Source organism: Bartonella gabonensis (genome assembly GCF_903679515.1).
GTDB lineage: Bacteria > Pseudomonadota > Alphaproteobacteria > Rhizobiales > Rhizobiaceae > Bartonella > Bartonella gabonensis.
The window spans coordinates 1-13,681 of record NZ_CAHOYM010000039.1 but is presented as its reverse complement, the minus strand read 5'-3'; the positions used below and the strand labels follow the sequence as shown (position 1 = coordinate 13,681).

12 protein-coding genes, 1 tRNA gene and 1 pseudogene are annotated in these 13,681 nt (G+C 34.6%); 4 read left to right on the top strand and 10 right to left on the bottom strand.

Features of this window, described 5'->3' with window-relative positions; all coding sequences use genetic code 11:
* Window positions 1–94 precede the first annotated feature (94 nt).
* Entirely contained in the window at window positions 95–1,321 is a 1,227-nt protein-coding gene (locus tag HWX04_RS06950) for a UbiH/UbiF family hydroxylase (protein WP_175869425.1), read from the bottom strand.
* 180 nt (window positions 1,322–1,501) lie between these two features.
* Between HWX04_RS06950 and pcsA the strand changes: the two genes are divergently transcribed.
* Genes pcsA through HWX04_RS06935 form a run of 3 tightly spaced genes read left to right on the top strand, consistent with a single transcriptional unit; the run spans window position 1,502 to window position 3,774 of the window.
* Window positions 1,502–2,314, top strand: coding sequence for a phosphatidylcholine synthase (gene pcsA / locus HWX04_RS06945; protein ID WP_175869424.1), 813 nt, complete (start codon window positions 1,502–1,504; stop codon window positions 2,312–2,314).
* Between the two features lie 24 nt (window positions 2,315–2,338).
* Window positions 2,339–3,385 carry an enoyl-CoA hydratase/isomerase family protein gene (locus tag HWX04_RS06940; protein WP_175869423.1) on the top strand — a complete coding sequence of 349 codons (1,047 nt, stop codon included), beginning with the start codon at window positions 2,339–2,341 and terminating at the stop codon, window positions 3,383–3,385.
* The gene (locus tag HWX04_RS06935; RefSeq protein ID WP_175869422.1) at window positions 3,382–3,774 is read left to right on the top strand and encodes a DUF6163 family protein; all 393 of its coding nucleotides are present in this window, start codon (window positions 3,382–3,384) and stop codon (window positions 3,772–3,774) included. Before HWX04_RS06940 ends, HWX04_RS06935 begins: the two co-directional genes overlap by 4 nt.
* Before the next feature lie 205 nt (window positions 3,775–3,979).
* On the opposite strand, the pseudogene HWX04_RS06930 reads toward HWX04_RS06935, so the two are convergent.
* The 7 genes and pseudogenes from HWX04_RS06930 to HWX04_RS06900 form a co-directional block, all read right to left on the bottom strand.
* Window positions 3,980–4,325 (bottom strand): annotated as a pseudogene (locus tag HWX04_RS06930) (hypothetical protein).
* 100 nt (window positions 4,326–4,425) lie between these two features.
* On the bottom strand, window positions 4,426–5,235 hold the full coding sequence (locus HWX04_RS06925; RefSeq protein ID WP_175869421.1) for an MBL fold metallo-hydrolase: 810 nt from the start codon (window positions 5,233–5,235) through the stop codon (window positions 4,426–4,428).
* A gap of 10 nt (window positions 5,236–5,245) precedes the next feature.
* Window positions 5,246–6,019 (bottom strand): TatD family hydrolase, encoded by a 774-nt coding sequence (locus HWX04_RS06920; protein ID WP_175869420.1) that lies wholly within the window; start codon window positions 6,017–6,019, stop codon window positions 5,246–5,248.
* On the bottom strand, window positions 6,009–7,568 hold the full coding sequence (gene metG, locus HWX04_RS06915) for a methionine--tRNA ligase (RefSeq protein ID WP_175869419.1): 1,560 nt from the start codon (window positions 7,566–7,568) through the stop codon (window positions 6,009–6,011). Before metG ends, HWX04_RS06920 begins: the two co-directional genes overlap by 11 nt.
* Window positions 7,569–7,649: 81 nt before the next feature.
* Window positions 7,650–8,696: a DNA polymerase III subunit delta' gene (locus HWX04_RS06910; protein ID WP_175869418.1), complete on the bottom strand. Its 1,047-nt coding sequence runs from the start codon at window positions 8,694–8,696 to the stop codon at window positions 7,650–7,652.
* A complete protein-coding gene (gene tmk / locus HWX04_RS06905) occupies window positions 8,693–9,337 on the bottom strand; it encodes a dTMP kinase (RefSeq protein WP_175869417.1) in 645 nt (214 codons plus the stop codon). Before tmk ends, HWX04_RS06910 begins: the two co-directional genes overlap by 4 nt.
* A 29-nt stretch (window positions 9,338–9,366) precedes the next feature.
* Complete coding sequence (locus HWX04_RS06900; RefSeq protein ID WP_175869416.1) at window positions 9,367–10,530, bottom strand: D-alanyl-D-alanine carboxypeptidase family protein; 1,164 nt, start codon at window positions 10,528–10,530, stop codon at window positions 9,367–9,369.
* 706 nt (window positions 10,531–11,236) lie between these two features.
* Here HWX04_RS06900 and HWX04_RS06895 point away from each other — a divergent pair.
* Window positions 11,237–11,419, top strand: a complete 183-nt coding sequence (locus HWX04_RS06895; RefSeq protein WP_175869415.1) for a hypothetical protein — start codon at window positions 11,237–11,239, stop codon at window positions 11,417–11,419.
* Window positions 11,420–11,517: 98 nt separating this feature from the next.
* Here HWX04_RS06895 and HWX04_RS06890 read toward each other — a convergent pair whose 3' ends face one another.
* Window positions 11,518–12,414 carry a septal ring lytic transglycosylase RlpA family protein gene (locus HWX04_RS06890; protein WP_175869414.1) on the bottom strand — a complete coding sequence of 299 codons (897 nt, stop codon included), beginning with the start codon at window positions 12,412–12,414 and terminating at the stop codon, window positions 11,518–11,520.
* A 572-nt stretch (window positions 12,415–12,986) separates the two neighbouring features.
* Window positions 12,987–13,062: transfer RNA gene (locus HWX04_RS06885), tRNA-Lys, on the bottom strand.
* Window positions 13,063–13,681: the final 619 nt, after the last annotated feature.

Genomic DNA, 13,681 nt, shown 5'->3' with positions numbered 1-13,681 from the left:
CTTATTGGTTGTGTACTTGTTACTATTTTTTTATTTTTCATGAGTACGTTAGATACAAAATTAGCATTTATTTTTCGTTATTATCCCTTATTTCTCAATAGAGTTGTTTAGACGATTTGATTGGAGATATTTGTATCATTTCCTTGAAGCCGTAACCGGGATACATCCCTTCGCGCATAAATAAATTACGTAATGGCGAGCAATTATGTAATAGACCAAGCCCAATACTGCGTATAATATGAACAGGCAACATATGAGAAAGTAAAGCAGAGTTGAGGGTATGAACAGCTCCACTGCGGATTAGTATATCTGGTTTGCGGTATTGGTTATATTGTGTAACAATCATTGCAGAGTTAAAATCGGATATTTTATTGGGTAAAATATCAATCAAAGTTTGAACATCACGGAATCCTAAATTTAATCCCTGTGCCCCAATAGGTGGAAAAACATGAGCAGCTTCCCCCACTAAAATCGTTCGATTCGCAGCAAAATGATGAGCGAGAAGTCCCGAAAGTGTCCATGCTTGAATTGATGTTTCTAAGGTTAGCGTTCCAAGCATTGATTGCATTTTGTTTTCGATTATTTTTGCAATTGCTTTTGATTCTATATTCAATAATTCCTCAGCACGAGAAAGATGAACAACCCATACAAGACTAGATCTTCGCCCTGGTAGCGGAACCTGTGTAAATGGACCATGTTCTGTATGAAATTCAGTTGATGTATTTTGATGAGAAAAATCATGAGAAAAGTTGAGAACAAGCGCTTTTTGTGGATAGCTCCACTGTTTGATAGTTATACCTGCTGCCGCACGCGTAAGAGAGTGACGTCCATCAGCAGCAATAACAAGGGGTGCTTGAATGACTCTATCATCAGAAAGAGTAATAGATACATGGCTTTTTGTGTGATGAAAAGATTTAGCTTCAGAAATAAATCTTTTAATATTGGGCGTATGCATAACAGCATCAACTAAAGCATTGTTCAATTCTACATTGGGTATATTATAGCCAAAAGCTTTTTCACCAATTTCAGCAGAAGAAAAATGCACCGTAGGAGCACGCACAATCCTAGAAGTTATATCTATAATTCTTATGCACGATAAAGCAGCAGCCTTTCTTTGAAGACTATTCCAAATATTAAGTTTTTGAAGCGTGCGTATTGCAGGCATCATAAGAGCTGTTGTCCGTAACTCATCTGTATGAGCAGGGGGACCAACAAGAAAAACAGAAAATCCCTTATGCGCAAGCCTTAATGCGGCTAACATCCCGACAGGACCTGCACCAATAACAGTAATAGCTTTATATTCTTTCTTTTCAAGTATCACAACGCGTTGAGCCTTTCCTCAATGAGCAAATATTTTAACATTTCCAAATGATTGCTCTCTTTTTATTGTATGAAGCTCTTCTATTATATTATGTAATAAATAATGCGATATAAAAAAGTAACCTTTTTATGATTTTTTTTATGTTGAGTCATATCATAGGTAAAAATGGCGTATTGATAGATGGATAAAGACTTTAAAAACGAGGATAACAAAACCTTGAAACGTAAACTAACAAAAAAAATCAAAACAAATGCTAAATTATTACGCCATAAAAAAGTAACAATGCCACAAGCAAAAGCTTTTTCTGTTCATTTACTAACAGCTTCGGGATCATTTTTAGCGTTTCTTTCTCTTATATCGGCTTCTCAAAAAGAATGGACCGCTATGTTCTGTTGGCTTGGGCTTGCACTTCTCGTTGATGGTATAGATGGACCAATTGCACGCAAACTTGATGTCAAATACGTGCTTCCAACATGGTCTGGAGAGCTGTTAGATAATATTATTGATTACGTAACTTATGTTTTAATTCCTGCTTTTGCCCTCTATCAAAGTGGTTTTATGGGGGTAGGGTTATCGTTTTCATTGAGTGCAATTATTGTTATTTCATCGGCTATTTATTACGCCGATACTGGTATGAAAACCAAAGAAAACTTTTTTAAAGGATTTCCTGTTGTTTGGAATATGATGGTTTTTACACTTTTTGTCGTAAGACCAGAGGAGTGGATTATTTTTATCATCATTGTTTTATCGGCTATTATATCTTTCTTGCCAATTTATTTCATCCATCCTGTAAGAGTTCTTCGTTTGCGGAAAGTTAATTTGCCAATTTTTCTCTTATGGTGTTTTTTTGGTGTTGCAGCTTTCTTTTATCGATTAGAGGCTCCGTATTGGATTAAAATAGGAATTTCAATAACAGGAATTTATATATATTGTATTGGTGCGATCATGCAAATATTTCCTCAGTTTGGAGTAAAAAACATAAAAAAACAATAGAGTATTTATTTTAGAAGGGTTGAGATGGAAGTTGATTTTGGAGCAAGTAATGATATTTCTTTTACGAAAGAAGGGTGTGCTGGTATTATAAAACTCTCACGCCCTTTAGCATTAAACGCACTTAATCAAAGAATGGTCTCCGCTTTAAAAAAAGCTCTCAAGACATGGGAAATAGATAATGATGTTTCTTGTGTCTTAATTGAAGGGGAGGGACGTGCTTTCTGTGCTGGTGGAGATGTTGTAGAAATCTATCATATGGGAAAAAGTGCCTCTGCTTATCAATATTTTAGAGATGAATATAGTTTAAATGCTTATATCAAAAGTTTTTCAAAGCCTTACATTTCTTTCTTAAACGGTATTTGGATGGGAGGAGGGGTAGGAATTTCTCTGTATGGTTCCCATCGAATTGTTACAGAAAATACAGTTTTTGCTATGCCAGAAGCTGCAATTGGATTTTTTCCAGATGTTGGTGCAGGTTTTTTCTTACCATCTCTTCCAAATCATTTTGGCATTTATCTTGCATTGACCAGTGCACATATAAAATGGGGAGATTGTTTAAATTTAGGATTAGCAACACATGCCGTTCCTGAAGTTGAGTTTGATATGATTAGAAAAGTGATTATTGAGAAAGGAGATCCTACTTTAGCTTTAAACGAGTACGAAATTACAAAAGACTATGAAACGAATTATAAAACACGTTGTATTATTAACACTTGTTTTAGTGCCCAGACATTAGAAGAATGCCTTGAATTGCTTCATAAAAAAAGTAATGAAGGTATTTTATTTGCTCAAGAATGTTATGATATTTTGCAATCACGTTCTCCAATAAGTTTAAAAGTTATCTGGAAACAAATGAAACAAAATACACCTCGAACCTTGGAAGATTGTATGAAAATTGAAAACCGCATCGCACATCATATGATTAATTCACATGATTTTCATGAAGGGATACGTGCTATGTTAATCGATAAGGACAAAATACCTCAATGGCAGCCAGATAAACTTTCAAATGTAACAGATGAAATGGTAGAAGCTTATTTCCAACCTGTTGAACAAGAGTTATTATTGTGAAAAATAATTCACCCAAATGGATTTCAAAAATCAACTTAATTTATAACTGTTATTTACGATTTTTGGCGCTTATTTGCTTGAGCCTGAGTATTTTTTATTGGATACGCCTTGTTGGTGTCTTTCCAGGTATTTTATGGCGTTTTGACCTTATGCCTTGGCAGTGGCAATTTGCATCAGCGATATTGGCTATCCTCTATCCTATTGCCTTGATTGGACTTTGGATGTATTCACTATGGGGCATTATTTTATGGTGTAGTGCAGCATTGATCGAAATAATAACAATCTATTATTCCTATTTTATTTATCTGCCATTTGTACCATTATTTTATGGAATATTATTTTTGGTCTTTGTGATCCTACAAATTATAATTCTTTTTTTAAAAGAGTAAAAAATAAAAAACGATGGTATAGCTTTTATTTTCCAAAGTGCTGATGCTATAAAATGCATCTTTCGCATAAAAGTTCCATAATATATATTATGCGATAATCTGATACAGAAAATAAAATCTCCTAACCCGAATGGAACACCACAAACTCTACTTTAAAATATACATTCTCACCAAAAATTCATGGAAGATTTGGAAAAATAGCTGTTTAATTGATCTTTCGCGCAAGATCACTAAAAACAATATTACGATTATTTAAAGCTGCAATTTCATTACTTTCGCTTGATTTTACATCCATAAAAAACAAAGCAGGTACAAATACAACAGTTGCTGCTACTAAAGCTACGTTTTTGTTTCTTGCTCTAGAGCGCTCTGCAATTGTATCATTAATCTGACGTTTATTAGCTAAAAACTCCCGCTGAATATCAGCACAACTCATTGTTCCATCATGTAATGTTGTCGTTGAAATATTTTTTTCTAAACGCCCCCCCACATGCTGTCAAGGAAACTGCTAAAGCCACAATACATACAGCCCACTTAAAAATCGTATACATAAAAAACTCATTTTTGACATAAAAAAGTAATAATTAAGACAAAATAAAGGATAATCTCTAAAAATCGTTTTTATTTAACTTAAATATTGCGTTGATAAGCTTATGCTTCTGTTTCAAAAATAAGCCCCTGATGTGCAGGTTTTACATAAGCTGGAACGTAATTGACAACTTCATCGTAATCTAGCGATCTGTCCATATGTGTAAGTATGGCTTGTTTTGGCTTTAAATATTCTATCCATTGTAATGCTTGATCAACAGAAAAATGACTCGGATGAGATTTAAACTGAAGAGCTTCAATGATAAGAACATCCAAATCCATTAATTTGGGTAATGTTTTTTCAGGAAATTCACTAACATCTGTACAATAGGCAACATTCCCAATGCGAAAACCTAAGGAATGAATATTTCCATGGTACTGTAAATGCGTATTGACGCTTATTGCTCCACCCTGCCCCTGAATAATAAATTGGCTATCTTCATCGATAAGATGCTCTTTTAAGATGGGTGAATAAGAGGAATCTTTTAGTGTTTGAAAACAATATCCAAAAGCATTTTTGAGATGCTTTAATGTAAACCTGTCTGCATAGATATCTATTAAACATTTTTGTGCAAGGGCATAGCTGCGTAAATCATCAATACCGTGGATATGATCTGCATGAGAATGCGTATAAAGGGCAGCATCAAGATGGCTTACACGCGCATCGATCATTTGAGAGCGAAAATCTGGACCTGTATCAATAACAACCGTTGTTTTTTTTCCTGATTGTTTAATGCGTTCAACTAATAAAGAACTTCTGTAACGTTTATTTTTAGGATTATTCGGATCACATGTTCCCCAATCGCCATTGGGGCGTGGAACGCCTGGAGAGGGACCACAGCCTAATATTGTAAATCGGTACTGATCACACATAGCTTTTGCCTTATTTCATTTTGTTAAATAAACAAAAAGCATTACGCGTTGTTATTTGAGCTGTTTCTTCAATGCTTAAGCCGATTGTTTCAGCTAAAATAGCTGCTGTATAACATACAAAAGATGGCTCATTGGTTTTTCCCCGATGAGGAATGGGGGCTAAAAATGGTGCATCTGTTTCCACCAGCAACTGCTCATGAGGCACAATTTTTGCTATTTCACGGATTTCAAATGCGTTTTTAAAAGTAAGGATACCTGAAAAAGAAATATAACCACCAAGTTCAATGCCAGCACGAGCAAGCTGCATTCCAGACGAATAACAATGAAGAATAAAGGGAAAATCCCCTTCTTTTATCTGTTCGCGTAAGATGTTCTCCATATCGATATCTGCATTGCGTGAATGTATAACAAGGGGAATCTGCGTTTCTCGAGAAGCAATGATATGTTCTTGAAAAATCTTCTTTTGCTCTTCTGGTGTAGAATAATCATAATGGTAATCAAGCCCCCCTTCCCCAAACGCAACAATTTTTGGGTGCTTTGAGAGCTTTATAAGTTCTTCCGCTGTAATATTTTGTTCTTCATGCGCATGATTAGGGTGTGTTCCAACGGAACAAAAGACTTGATTATAGCTTTGCACAATGGCTAACAGCTTATCTAACTTACGAACATGGGTTGAAATTGTGATCATACGTTTAACGTCAGCATCTAAAGCCCGTTGGATAACATTATCCAAATCTTGTGAAAAATCTTCAAAATCAAGATGACAATGTGTATCAATGAGCATGATGAGAATCTTCTTTCTTTAAGACATAACGGGGAAAAATCGGTTCTGGTGGTGGAAGATCAATTCCTTCTTGAATTTTTGCATGGCTTATATGATACAACGACCGATCAGCTTCGGCAACCGCAAGGCTATCAAGAAGTTTTGCTGCTGATTGGGGAATGAAAGGCAAAAGCATAATTCCTATTCGTCGCAAGATTTCTACAGTTATATAAAGAACTGTAGAAAATCGCTCTCGATCATTTTTACGTAAACTCCAAGGTTGTTCGTTGGCAAAATAGCGATTAGCATCTGCTACAATTGAAAAAATAGCTGAAAGGGCTAAATGCATACTATGAGAAGACATTGCTTGGTGTACAGTTTCAAGCAAGTGAAGAGATTGTTCTAAAAGCTGTTTATCTTGAACTAAAAATGCAGCAGGTCTAGGGACTTTTGCATCACAATTTTTGGCAATCATAGACAAAGAGCGCTGTGCTAAATTACCCAGATCATTAGCAAGATCGGCATTAATACGGTTTACAAGGTTTTCATGGTTATAACTACCATCTTGTCCAAAGGGCACTTCACGGAGAAGAAAATAACGAACCTGATCAAGACCATAATGATCAACCATTTCAAAAGGATCAACGACATTTCCAATAGATTTTGACATTTTTGCACCACGATTAAGTAAAAAACCATGTGCAAAAATATTTTTAGGCAATGCAATCCCAGCAGACATTAAAAATGCCGGCCAATAGACGGCATGAAAACGAATAATATCCTTACCAATGATATGCGTATTTGCAGGCCAAAAATCACGTTTTTTTGAATTTTTATTAAAAAAATCAATTGCTGATAGATAATTTGTAAGTGCATCAACCCATACATACATCACGTGTTTTGGATTATCAGGAACAGAAATTCCCCAATTAAAGCTTGCCCGTGAAATAGAAATATCTTTTAAACCCGATTTGATAAAACTTATAATTTCATTACGCCGCTCGAGAGGCGCAATAAAATCAGGATGTTTCTCATAATGTTCAAGAAGCGCCTTTTCATAACGAGAAAGTTTAAAAAAATAACTTTCTTCTTCATTCCATTCAACGGGAGAACCTAATTCCTTCTCGCGACGGATATTATCTGGTCCAACTTCCGTATCCTTCTCTTCGTAATAGGCTTCTTGGCGAACTGAATACCACCCCTTATAACGGCCGAGATAAATATCGCCATTTTCTTCCATCTTTTTCCAAATTTTTTGACAAGCTTGATAATGGCGCTCTTCTGTCGTACGGATAAAATCATCATTAGAACAATTTAATACCGCAAGCATTTTTTGAAACACAGCACTATTACGATCTGCAAGTTGCTGTGGTGTCATGCCCAATGTTGCTGCGGTTTGTTGCATCTTTAGACCATGCTCATCTGTACCAGAAAGAAAAAATACATTTTTTCCGTTTAATCGTTGAAAGCGGGCTAAAACATCGCTTGCAATGGCACTATAGGCATGCCCAATATGCGGATTACCATTAGGATAAAAAATGGGAGTTGTTATGTAATATGTGTCACGCATGTCATACTCGTTGTAAAACGCTATAATATAAATAAAAGATATAATGACATAACGCTTGTTCATCACATTGTCACGGAAAAACTAATCCTCATGAATGATCTGATGAACCCTAAAAAGTAAGTTAATAATAAACTGCTTCTTATCGAGATTAAACAGTTGTATTTCCTCTATTTCTTGATGAATTTCCTGCCATTTTTGCGCATATTTTTTTGAGAGAAATAAATTTCCTTTTTCAACGAGCGTGATAGCTTTTTGTTGAATTTTATCAAGAATTTCATCACAAAATTGTTGAAATTGGAATGGGGAAGAAACAGATGAAAATGTTTGTGCAAGCGTGTGTACAATCGTTGCGTTACAAATAGGTTGTTTTAGAAGAGCATCAATCGTTTTAATAATTTCAAGACCGCCATGGCGAATAAGTAAAGCAGCTTTTCGAGGGCTTCCGTTGGATTTTTTAATAATCATTTCAATCGTTTTTTCATCAGGTAAATCCTGATTGGTGAAAATATGTGTAATGACTTTTTTCATTTCATCATGACTCAATGGTCGAAAAGAAATTTTTTGACACCGTGAATGAATTGTTGGAAGCAATTTTCCTGTAGAATGCGCGATAATAATAAAGAGCACCTTTGCTGGGGGTTCTTCAAGTATTTTAAGAATTGCATTGGAGGCATTTCTATTCATATCATCAGCAGAATCAATAATGACAATACGCCATCCATTATCTTGCGATGTTCGGCTTAAAAAATGCATAATATCACGGATATCATCAATGAGTATTCCTGTTTTAAACTTTTGTATTTTTGCATCAAATCGACGTGAAATATACAAAAGACCAGGATGACTGCCCTGTGTAATTTGGCGCCATGGAATAGAATGAAGATCCGGTTTTAGGAAATTTTCCTTTTGAGAACTTAAAATATTCCAAGCAAGATGAAACGCTAATGTCGCCTTTCCAATTCCATATTCTCCTTCAAATAATAAAGCATGATGCAAACGCTCTTCTTTAAGCATTTGTGTCAAAAAGTGACGAACATCCTCATGACCAAAAATAACATTATTCTGGGACGGAGATAGAATTGTATCAATATCATCATATTGGCGTAAGATATTTATTACATCATTCATGAAAACTGATCCAACAATATCTGATGACAAATATTTTTTATTTGATGCGCAATAACTTCCACTGAGCCAGTCGCATCAATGACTCGAAACCTCTGTGGCTCTTGTTTGGCCAATTGAAGAAAAGCTTGACGCCTTTGTTCTTGAATTTCCAACTGATCTTTTTCAAAATAATCGATTTCTTCTATTTTTTTTCTTCGCAAATTTGCACGCTTTATACCACACGCTGCTGGCATATCTAATAAAAATGTTAAATGAGGCATGATACCATTGAGCGCAACACACTCTAAAACAGAAAGAAGAGAAGAATTGACTGTCTCATTGAGTCCTTGATAAACGCGTGTAGAATCAATAAAGCGGTCACATAAAACGATTTTACCTTTTTGCAAAGAAGGTGCGATAATCTCGCCAACATGATCGGTGCGCGCGGCTGTAAACAAAACAGCTTCAATCAATGGTCCATATTGTTGTGCCTGCCCCGACAACAAAATATGCCGGATTGCTTCTGCCCCTGCCGTTCCTCCTGGTTCTCGTGTTGTAACGACATCATACCCTTGATGAGAAAGATATTCAGCAAGTAAAGAAATCTGCACCGTTTTTCCTACCCCGTCCCCTCCTTCGAATGTTATAAAATAACCTGACATGTATAAACCTTCACCTTACTAGCGCGTAACTATAAATATTTCCGTAACCATCCAATTGTTATTTCATAGAATGCATCTTTTACTTTTGTAAAGAAACTTCCTTCCTGAACATTCTCGCCGGCAAAAACTGGCTTTTCCACAAGAACCTTTTTATCTTCTAAAATTTGAATAATGCCAATAGCTTGCCCTGAAACAATGGGAGCTTTCAATGGACCATGATATTTAATTTTTGCTGTAATATTGACTTCTTTTTCATTTGAAAGCATAAAAGTTATCGGTTTTTTAACAATAAGTGGAACAAAATTTTTCTTCCCACCGTAAACAAAAGCACGACCAACCGTTTCTCCTTTTTTAAAAATCGTTTTGAGATCAAAAGCCGTTATTCCCCATTGAAGAATGCGTTCTATTTCCTTTGTATGTTTTTTACCATCTTTCAAACCATTGATTGCTAAAAAAAGACGCTGATGATTTTTATAAATGGTGGCAACCATTGAAAATCCTTCTTTTTCGCTGTAGCCAAAACCAAATCCCTCTACACCAATTTCCTTAGAAATAAGAGGGTTTTTATTTCGTTGAAAAATATTATTCCACGTAAAATGAGGCTCACGATAAAGTGTATAATAATCTGGATATTCCTGAGTAATATGACGCGCTAATATAATCATATCACGTACGGTTACAAACTGTCCCTCTTCGGGAAGCCCTGTCGCATTAACAAAATGGCTCTGAGATAATCCAATGATTTTAGCGCGCTGATTCATCAGCTGTGCAAAATGGGCCTCATCTCCTGATATTCCTTCAGCCAGAATAATAGCAGCATCATTTCCATTGACAATAATTAAACCCCGCAAAAGATCAGAAATACTGATTTCTGTCTTTATTTTTGCAAACATAGTGGTTGTACCAGAAGGTGCCCCACCCTTGCGCCAAGCATTTTCACTGACCTTGAATTTTTGGGTATTCTTTAACAATCCTTCTTTTAATTGATGAAAGACAACTTCCGCCGTCATCAATTTTGCTAATGAAGCAGGGAAAAAAGGAAGATCACTTTGTTTTTCATAAAGTATTGTCTCTGTATCATCATCGAGTAACAACACTTGTGAGGCAGGAGTTTGAAAATTCTGTGCTCTCCCACACGTATTAAATGCCAATATTCCCCATAAGGTCAATAAGATCCTGAATACTGTATACATAGCCACTCCTCCCATCCAAAGATCAGCATAAAGAATCATTATATAGGAAAAAACTTTTTTATTTCCGCAAATTAAGGGATTATTGACAACTCAAGAAAAAATTTCATTTTCATTCAACTTGAACAAAAGTAAAATGATATACTTTTTATCTTTTTTATTGGTACTACGTTGATTTATTTATGATAAATGATCATTTTTTAAACTCGAAGATGATCAAAATGCTGTAAGATGCTCTCATCATCTCCCCTTTGTTAAATCAATTAAAATCACTTTTTACTCTTCATAATTAAGGTTAGTATAGGGGTGAAGATTAAGATTATTAAAGAGAGAGTCAAAACACTTTTATAAATCTCTGAAGTACCAAGGATTATTGCAAAACATAAGAGCTTTGCAAAATGTATGATGGTATTGGTTTATATCTTCATACGTGCAAAGAGGGTCATATCTAATGGCTTTACAGTTCTACAATTCACGAACACTTTCTTAAAATAGACTTGAGAGCCAGATGTGCCTCTTTAAAATGAGCATGTTTGAACTAGCAATACAAAAGTGTATGTTGTTTGAGGTGTTTAGTTTACGTGAAGGGTGTTATTTCATTAAGAAATTGATAAACAAAAGCATGAGACAACGTGCAATTTTTTCATAAGATATTATTATCTTAGATGCTTTTGAAGGATGCAAAGCCAAATCAAAAGGAAATATTTTTTTGCTTTTTAGACTTTATATTCTTTCTCAATTAGATTTTATAGCCATTTTTAGAGATTACAATCAACAGACTCATACACAATCTGCTTATCTTCATTTGGCAAAAGCTGTCACAGCAGAAAAAATACACGCTTTATCAACAAGCACTGTCATAGGAACCCAAAAGAGACTGGCAATGGATTGAAGAGACGCACTAAATATTAGTAATAACACTCAATCCCACTCTTTTTTATCACTTTGTTATTTGAAAATGATATCGATTAAAAACCAATGCATTTTTTATTAAAACAGTTGTAGCCAATTGACCTTTGTTCTTTTGTTGAGCTTATTTATAGAAGCAACTTGATCGAATGGCACCGGCTTATCAACCATGATAGGGCCAATTTCTGGTAATTTTACTGCAACAGTTTTATTGCGTTGTTCCTGAGAGATAGAAGCTGCTTTAGCTAATTCTTCTTTATTTTCTGTATTGCGTTCCTTGACCAAAACAGTTGCTCTTTTTTTCGAAACGTTTTCTGATGCCAATGAATATGAAGCAGCATTTCCAGGAGTATAAGAGGCCATTAAATATGCACCATCATAATAGCCAATGGGCGCTTCAGCAATATATTCTACTTTAACATCTGCGACTCCCTTATCTACATAACCAAGTATTGCCGCAGCTTGCCTTGATAAATCAATGATACGGTTTTTCATAAAAGGTCCGCGATCATTCACTCTAACAATGAGCGAAGATCCATTTTTCAAATTAGTAACACGAGCATAGCTGGGTAAAGGCATTGTAGGATGAGCAGCAGTCAAAAGATTCATGTCATAAATTTCACCGTTTGCCGTTAATCGTCCATGAAAGTTTGAACCATACCATGATGTTTCGCCAACACGTTTATATGTTGGATCATTTTCAGGATAATACCACTTCCCTTTTATTTGGTAAGGTTTACCAACAATTGCCCGCCCACGCTTTTTTTCTTCTGATTGATTTTTCTGATTGGAAATTTGTTTCGGTAAAACAGAAGTATTTACGTCAATTGGTTTATTATGATAGGAATCTTTTATTGAAAAATGTGCCGTTTCGCTTGCGCAACAAGATACCAGTGATTGAGAAATAACGACCATAGAAAATAATTGAAATGTCGATTTGATAATAGAAGTAAATCTATTTTTATGATTTGAAGGCATCTATTCAGTCCACTTATTCTGTTAAGTACTGCTGTGAAAATCACGTCACACTTTTTGTACSTGAGAGGAGAATTCACGTTTTTAAATGTATCCCTCGCGCATGCACCACCCTTGAATTCGTTCCTTCTATCAAAAAATTAACACATTGTTAACCATTTTATGATTGTCATAAGAAATAAATGCACTATATAAAAATGCAAAAAAATAAAATATATATAAATCAATAAGTTAATGAAAATCATCTTATAATATAAGCTGTGAATAAATCCAAACTGTAAATAACTATGATGATTTTACCAGCTTTTTTCATGTAATGAAGTGGGGAGTAAAAACAGCCCATGAACAAAGGTAGCCACATGTGTTATCAAGGCAGATGTAATTGTATCACAAACATAAAGCACTTTTGTATTGGACAAAAGAACACTCTACATCAAAATAGCCGATAGAAAATGATTATCTATAGAATGAATTAAAAAATTCCAAAAAGAACTAGAAAACTCAAAAAAAACTAAAAAGAATCAATGTAACAAAGATTCAAGCTTTTTTATAGCCTATTGATATTATTGAATAGTTGGTGAGCGCGCAGGGATTCGAACCCTGGACCTACTGATTAAAAGTCAGTTGCTCTACCAGCTGAGCTACGCGCTCCCACACAAGCTATCTAGTTTGTAGACTATCTAGTTTGTAGAAAGTGAGGGAAACATACGGTTGACTTTTCATTTGGTCAACACCTTTTGAAAAAAATAATAATATTTTTTTCAGTTATCAATAATTTTCCGTTTTTTGTCTTTACTCGTCATTGTAAAGTTGCACTTTGATCTTCTTTTTAAAATCTCGATAAAATAATAATCTAAAGATAAAAATATCTCATAGAGTCGAATTGCTAAAATTATTRAGAAATAAGCTCCTCTTCCTTTACACATGGGCTGTTAAACATCATGGTAGAGAAGAAAAAATACTTTCTACCATATATTATCTTTATGTTTTAGTTTTTTTAAGATGAAGAGAAATTTATAAAATAATATATTGATTTATAATAATTTATTACTTTTCCACTCGAGTGAGAGATCTAAACACCGTAGGATTTTCTCATTTCAAATTCTTTTGTTCCTTTTATATTGAAATCATAAAAATCATTTTCTTGATTAACACAAAGAGAAGAATAAAATGATTAAAAAAGAAATGAAAATGCCTCTTGTATTTTCTTTCAATAACCCAAAATTATCGCAACATGAAAGTTGAGCAAAATAAGTATGGTGGTATAGAC